At 66.1% G+C, this 6,316-nt stretch carries 7 protein-coding genes; 1 reads left to right on the top strand and 6 read right to left on the bottom strand.

Features of this window, described 5'->3' with window-relative positions; translation table 11 throughout:
* The 4 genes from BIS11_RS08870 to yrfG all read right to left on the bottom strand — a co-directional run.
* Nucleotides 1–387: phosphoenolpyruvate carboxykinase (ATP) (locus tag BIS11_RS08870; RefSeq protein WP_253585939.1), on the bottom strand; the 387-nt coding region annotated here is incomplete at its 3' end.
* A gap of 305 nt (nt 388–692) precedes the next feature.
* Entirely contained in the window at nt 693–1,568 is an 876-nt protein-coding gene (hslO, locus tag BIS11_RS08865) for an Hsp33 family molecular chaperone HslO (protein ID WP_253420025.1), read from the bottom strand.
* Nucleotides 1,569–1,607: 39 nt separating this feature from the next.
* Complete coding sequence (hslR, locus tag BIS11_RS08860) at nt 1,608–1,997, bottom strand: ribosome-associated heat shock protein Hsp15 (protein WP_253420022.1); 390 nt, start codon at nt 1,995–1,997, stop codon at nt 1,608–1,610.
* Complete coding sequence (gene yrfG / locus BIS11_RS08855) at nt 1,990–2,673, bottom strand: GMP/IMP nucleotidase (RefSeq protein ID WP_253420019.1); 684 nt, start codon at nt 2,671–2,673, stop codon at nt 1,990–1,992. The genes hslR and yrfG overlap by 8 nt, the downstream gene beginning before the upstream one ends.
* An 84-nt stretch (nt 2,674–2,757) precedes the next feature.
* Between yrfG and nudE the strand changes: the two genes are divergently transcribed.
* Nucleotides 2,758–3,372 carry an ADP compounds hydrolase NudE gene (gene nudE, locus BIS11_RS08850; RefSeq protein WP_253420017.1) on the top strand — a complete coding sequence of 205 codons (615 nt, stop codon included), beginning with the start codon at nt 2,758–2,760 and terminating at the stop codon, nt 3,370–3,372.
* Between the two features lie 374 nt (nt 3,373–3,746).
* Here the strand turns inward: nudE and ilvD are convergent, their stop codons facing one another.
* Nucleotides 3,747–5,591: a dihydroxy-acid dehydratase gene (ilvD, locus tag BIS11_RS08845; protein WP_253420013.1), complete on the bottom strand. Its 1,845-nt coding sequence runs from the start codon at nt 5,589–5,591 to the stop codon at nt 3,747–3,749.
* A 151-nt stretch (nt 5,592–5,742) separates the two neighbouring features.
* Nucleotides 5,743–6,316: methyl-accepting chemotaxis protein (locus BIS11_RS08840; RefSeq protein WP_253585938.1), on the bottom strand; the 574-nt coding region annotated here is incomplete at its 5' end.

Raw genomic sequence — 6,316 nt, 5'->3', positions numbered from 1 at the left:
CACGAACATGGTGCGACCGAACAGGTTCTGCCAGGCGGTTTCGGTGGCCACGCGGACCGGCAGGTAGTGGGTGGTGTCGCTGCCCACGTGAAGCTCGCTGACGAAGTGCTCACGCTCATTCAGGTACGCCTCGACCCGCGTCCAGAGTGCCGCGAACTTGTCGGCGTCGAACGGGCGGTTGACGCTGCCCCAGTCGATCTGGTCGCGGGTGCCGGGCTCGTCGACGATGAAGCGGTCCTTCGGCGAGCGACCGGTGCGCTCGCCGGTATTCACCACCAGGGCGCCGTCCGCCGACAGGCGGCCTTCGCCACGGGCCACCGCCCGCTCGACCAGTTCGGCGGTGCTGAGGTTGACGTGGGTTTGGGAAGTGGCGTGAGTCGTGGTCATGTCGATTCCTGGGCCGTTGGCCATGGCGGAAAGCCTGGGCTTTCTACGCTGAACGAGTTCTCCCCGGCCAGGTGACAAGCGGCCGAGCACTGAAGACCGGCGCATTATGGCAAAAAGAAAGCCCCCGTAAAACAGGGGCTTGAGCGATCCATTTTGTAGTTAAACTACTACAATTTCGGGATTTTTCGTGCTGCGCTGCGGTAGTTTTTCAAACACTCGTTTGCCTTTGGTCCAAGAAGCCAGCGCTGATCAGGCATGCTGGCAACGAGCTTTGCCCCTTCACACCTAAAATGCCGACTACAAGCTCAATGGATGGCCGGTGTCGGCGCGTCGGGGTTGTCGATCAATGCCTCGATTTCTGCCGCCGTGTAGTGATATTTCGTGTGGCAGAAGTGGCATTGGGTGTCGATTTCGCCCTGATCGGCCAGAATGTCCTTCAGTTCCGCCTCGCCCAAGGTGTGCAGCGCGTGACTCATGCGCTCGCGCGAGCAGGTGCAGCCAAAACGCAGCGTCTTGGGATCGAACACCCGCACGGTCTCTTCATGATAGAGCCGGTAGAGCACCTCGCGCTGCTCGAGCCCGAGAAGCTCCTCGCGCTTGATCGTCTTGGCCAGGTGCACGCTGCGCTCCCAGGCGTCGATGTCCTGGTTCTGGGAGGCGTCCGGCAGGCGCTGGAGCAGGAGCCCGCCGGCCTTCTGGCCGTCGGCGGCCAGCCACAGCCGGGTGGGCAGCTGCTCGGACTGGCTGAAGTAGGCCTCGAGGCAGGCGCTCAGGGTATCGAACTCGAGCGCGACGATGCCCTGGTAGCGCCGGCCTTCCTTGGGATCGAGGGTGATCACGATCTGGCCCTCGCCCACCAGCTCGCGAAAGCCGGCGTCCTCGGCGGGAAGCACCCCTTCTTCATCCAGGCGAGCGATGGCGCGCAGCTCGCCACCGGGGTTGGATTCCGCCATGAGCAGGGAGAGATCGCCCCGCCCGCGCACCTCGATGCTCAGCGTGCCGTCGAGCTTCACCGTGTCGGTCAGAAGCGCCACGGCGGCGAGCAGCTCACCGAGCAGCACGTTGACCGCGTGGGGGTAGCCGTGGCGTGAGAGCACCTCGGAATAGGTGGTGTCGAGCGTGACGATCTCGCCGCGCACGTTGGTCTGGTCGAACAGGAACCGCTGAATTTGATCGGACATGGAAAAAACCGTAGGAAAAGAGGTAACAGACGCCCGGGCTCACTCGCCCTGGTGGCGCTGGAAGCGCTGGATATCCCGGCGCTGCTTCTTGTCGGGACGCTTGAGAGGGTGCTGCATGACTTCGTTGGTAAGACGGCGTGCCTCGGCCTCCTTGGCACGGCGGGCGACGCTTTCGTCGGTCTCGGCGTAGAGCGTGCGCGCCTCCGGGGCACCCCGACGCTGATCGGAAAGCCCTATGACCTCGACCTCGAAGATGTCCCACCCTTGGGGCACGCGAATCAACGCCCCCAGTTCCACGTTCTTGCTGGTCTTCACGCGGGCGCCATCGTAATGGACCTTGCCGCCTTCGATGGCTTTCTTGGCCAGTGCCCGGGTCTTGAAGAACCGGGCGGCCCAGAGCCACTTGTCCAGGCGAACGCTGTCACTCATTGAACTCTCCTTGCGGCCCTGGCAGATCACCGGGCAGCAGTTGGGCGAATCGATCGAGGGCGATGAAGGCCTGCAGCTCCTTTTCGGGACGCTGGCTGTCAGGCTGCTTGATCCCCATCAGGTACTTGATACCGAACTCGCGGGCGCTCTCGAGCACGTGCGGGTTGTCGTCGATGAACAGAGTGCGAGCCGGGTCGAAGGGTTCGCGTTCGGCGAGCGCGAACCAGAACGCCTGCTCCTCCTTCGCCGCGCCCACGTCTTCCGACGAGATGATGGCGTCGAGGTACTTTTCCAACCCCGTCAGCGGCAATTTGAGCGACAGGCTCGCCCGGTCGGCGTTGGTGGCCAGCACCACGCGCGGGTGGGCCGTCTTCAGCCAGGTGAGAAAGTCCAGCGCGTCGCTGCGAAAGCCGATCAGGTGCTGCACTTCGCGCTTGAGCGCCACCACGTCGACATCGAGCTCGCGGCTCCAGTAGGCCAGGCTGTACCAGTTGAGGGTACCCTGCTCGCCGATGATGCGCGCCTTGAGCGTGTCCTGGGTCGCCTGGTCGAGCTTGTGCAGCTCGGCGTAGCGCTTGGGCAGGTGTTCGAGCCAGAAGTGGCTGTCAAAGTGCAAGTCCAGCAGCGTGCCGTCCATGTCGAGCAGGACGGTATCGATCTCGCGCCAATCAATCATGGCCACTCCGGTGTTGAAACGACAGTCGAAACGGTAGGCGTGCTATTGTAGCCCAAGCCGTTTTTTCGAGCCACGGAGGCCCTCATGCCGCACCCCGACATCCCCACTTCGAACGACGCCTCCGGCTACCCGGTCAAGCCGCGCATTCTGGCTCGCGAAAGCGTGGCGAGAAGCCAGCTCTTTCACGTCGAGGCGCTGGACCTGCGCTTTTCCAACGGCGCCGAGCGCCGCTTCGAGCGCTTGAGCGGCAGCGGCCAACCAGCGGTGATGATCGTCGCGATGCCGGACCCGGAGCACGTGCTGATGATTCGCGAATACGCCGCCGGCTTCGAGGAGTACACCCTCACCCTGCCCAAGGGGCTGGTGGACCCGGGCGAGGACCTCGTCACCGCTGCCAACCGCGAGCTGATGGAGGAGTGCGGCTTCGGCGCCCGGCGCATCGAGCCGCTCATCGAGCTCTCCATGGCGCCCAATTACATGCATCACCGCATCCAGGTGTTGATGGCCACCGACCTCTACCCCAAGCGGCTACCCGGCGACGAGCCTGAGCCCTTGATCGTCGAGACCCACGCCATCGAGGAGCTGCCCGCCCTGCTGCTGCGCGAGGATTTCCACGAGGCGCGCGCCATCGCCGCACTGTTCATCGCCCGCGACAAGCTGCGCGATGAACGACGCCGAGATGCGACGGACTTGATTTAAGGGGCCGAACCAGGCGGCTGGCGCCGCCCCGCGGGTGCCTCGCTGGCGCTCGTTACGCCGCGCTACGGGTAGCACAAACCGTAGCGCGGGTAAGCCGGATGGCGCACCCGCGAAAGGCAGCGCGAAGCGGTGCTTCAAGCGGCAGTGGCACTCTCGAGGCGGCTGGCGCCGCCACGCGGGTGCCTCGCTGGCGCTCGTTACGCCGCGCTACGGGGCAGCACAAACCGTAGCGCGGGTAAGCCGGATGGCGCACCCGCGGAAAGCAGCGCGAAGCGGTGCCTCAGGCGGCGGTGGCACTCGCCAGGCGGCTGGCGCCGCCACGCGGGTGCCTCGCACGCCGCGCTACAAAGGTGCTTGCGTAGCGCGGTGTGGGCTCAGTCGAGCTTGGAGAGGTCACGCACGGCGCCCTTGTCGGCGGAGGTGGCGAGCAGTGCGTAGGCCTTGAGGGCGGCGGAGACCTTGCGCGGGCGCTCGTCGACCGGCTTCCAGGCGTCCTTGCCGCGGGCCTCCATCGCTTCGCGGCGCTTGGCGAGCTCGGCATCACTCACCTGCACGTTGATCGCGCGATTGGGAATGTCGATGAGGATGGTGTCGCCCTGCTCGACCAGGCCGATGGCGCCACCGGCGGCGGCTTCCGGGGAGACGTGGCCGATCGAGAGCCCGGAGGTGCCGCCGGAGAAACGCCCGTCGGTCAGCAGCGCGCACGCCTTGCCCAGGCCCTTGGACTTCAAGTACGACGTCGGGTAGAGCATCTCCTGCATGCCCGGGCCGCCCTTCGGGCCCTCGTAGCGAATCACCACCACGTCGCCCTCCTTCACCTTGCCCTCGAGCACGTCCGCCACGGCCTGGTCCTGGGACTCCACCACGTAGGCGCGGCCTTCGAACACCAGGATCGAGTCGTCGACACCGGCGGTCTTCACCACGCAGCCGTCGCGAGCGATGTTGCCGAACAGCACCGCCAGCCCCCCTTCGCGGGAGAAGGCGTGTTCGAGATCGCGAATGCAGCCGGTGGCGCGGTCGCCGTCGAGACTCGGCCAGCGCGCGCTTTGGGAAAACGCGGTCTGGGTGGGGATGCCGCCGGGCCCGGCCTTGAAGAACTCGACCGTCTCGCTGCTCGGCGAGCGCATGATGTCCCACTCCTCGAGTGCCGCGGCCAGGCTGTCGCCGTAGACCGTGGGCACGGAGGTATCGAGCACGCCGGCGCGATCGAGTTCGCCGAGAATCGCCATGATGCCGCCGGCGCGGTGAACGTCCTCGATGTGGTACTTCTGGGTATTGGGCGCCACCTTGCAGAGCTGAGGCACGGTGCGCGAGAGCCGGTCGATGTCGGCCAGGGTGAAGTCGATCTCGGCTTCCTGGGCAGCGGCCAGCAGGTGCAGGATGGTGTTGGTGGAGCCGCCCATGGCGATGTCCAGGGTCATGGCGTTCTCGAACGCGGCTTTCGAGCCGATGGCGCGAGGCAGCAGGTGCGCCTCTTCGCCTTCGTAGTAGCGCTTGGCCAGCTCCACGATGCGGTGGCCGGCGGTTTCGAACAGCCGGCGGCGGTCGGCGTGGGTGGCGAGCACCGTGCCGTTGCCCGGCAGCGCCAGGCCCAGCGCTTCGGTCAGGCAGTTCATCGAGTTGGCGGTGAACATGCCGGAGCAGCTGCCGCAGGTCGGGCAGGCGCTGCGCTCGATTTCCGCCAGCGTCTCGTCGTCGACGCTGTCGTCGGCGGCCATCACCATGGCGTCGACCAGATCCAGGCCGTGATCCAGCAGCTTGGTCTTGCCCGCTTCCATCGGCCCGCCGGAGACGAAGACGACCGGAATGTTGAGGCGCATGGCGGCCATCAGCATTCCCGGGGTGATCTTGTCGCAGTTGGAGATGCACACCAGCGCATCGGCGCAGTGGGCGTTGCACATGTACTCGACGCTGTCGGCGATGATGTCGCGGCTCGGCAGCGAGTAGAGCATGCCGTCGTGGCCCATGGCGATGCCGTCGTCGACGGCGATGGTGTTGAACTCCTTGGCAACGCCCCCGGCCTTCTCGATCTCGCGGGCCACGAGCTGGCCCATGTCCTTCAGGTGCACGTGCCCCGGCACGAACTGGGTGAAGGAGTTGGCCACGGCGATGATCGGCTTGTGGAAATCGTCGTCCTTCATGCCGGTGGCGCGCCACAGCGCGCGGGCACCGGCCATGTTGCGACCGGCGGTGGTGGTACGGGAGCGATACTCGGGCATGGTGTCCTCTACTGCTTTTTTGCGTCGCGCTCGGGCGCGATCGTTCGATGCCAGGCCTGGGCCTGGCGGATGAATCCAGCGCAGGGATTGTGGCACGAGTGGCGCTTTCGGCGCTAGATGAGCGGGCGTTTATATAGCCCGCTCGGGCGGGTCACGGCGCGGCCAGCGCCGGGCTCCGGCGGTCGCTTGCCTGGTGGATGCGGTCGAGCCTTTCGATGGCCGCGTGGACGTTCTCCTCCTGGGCGCCCTCGAGGCGGAAGGCATCGACCACGTTGGCGAGCTCGAACACCTCGACGGTGAGGTTGTCGGCGGAGTCGGCGATCATCTGCACCTTGTGGGCGTTCTGCTGGGTGGCGCTGTCCATCTCGGCGATGGCGCCGTTGATCTGGCCGATGCCGCTGCTCTGCTCGCTCGAGGCATCGGTGATCGAGGCCATCAGCTCGTTCACCCGGCTGACCTGGCGCATCACGTTCTCGATCGAGGCTTCCGCCTGGGTCACCGCCGTGCGCCCGCCGTCGACTTCCTGGGTGGCGCTGTCGATCATGCGGCGAATCTCCTGGGCCGCATCGGCGGAGCGACCGGCGAGGCTTCGCACCTCGCTTGCCACCACGGCAAAGCCGCGCCCGTGCTCGCCGGCCCGGGCCGCCTCCACCGAGGCATTGAGCGCCAGGATGTTGGTCTGAAAGGCGATGCCGTCGATCACGCCGATCATCTCGGTCATCTTC

It is taken from the genome of Halomonas sp. 707D4 (genome assembly GCF_024158685.1).
Taxonomy (GTDB): domain Bacteria; phylum Pseudomonadota; class Gammaproteobacteria; order Pseudomonadales; family Halomonadaceae; genus Vreelandella.
The sequence above is the reverse complement of the archived record's forward strand: the minus strand, read 5'-3'. Positions and strand labels throughout refer to the sequence as shown.

Excerpts from the sequence above, each read along its gene's own strand:
- hslO (WP_253420025.1), bottom strand. The coding sequence starts at position 1,568 with ATGTCCGATCAAATTCAGCGGTTCCTGTTCGACCAGACCAACGTGCGC.
- hslR (WP_253420022.1), bottom strand. The coding sequence starts at position 1,997 with ATGAGTGACAGCGTTCGCCTGGACAAGTGGCTCTGGGCCGCCCGGTTC.
- yrfG (WP_253420019.1), bottom strand. The coding sequence starts at position 2,673 with ATGATTGATTGGCGCGAGATCGATACCGTCCTGCTCGACATGGACGGC.
- nudE (WP_253420017.1), top strand. The coding sequence starts at position 2,758 with ATGCCGCACCCCGACATCCCCACTTCGAACGACGCCTCCGGCTACCCG.
- ilvD (WP_253420013.1), bottom strand. The coding sequence starts at position 5,591 with ATGCCCGAGTATCGCTCCCGTACCACCACCGCCGGTCGCAACATGGCC.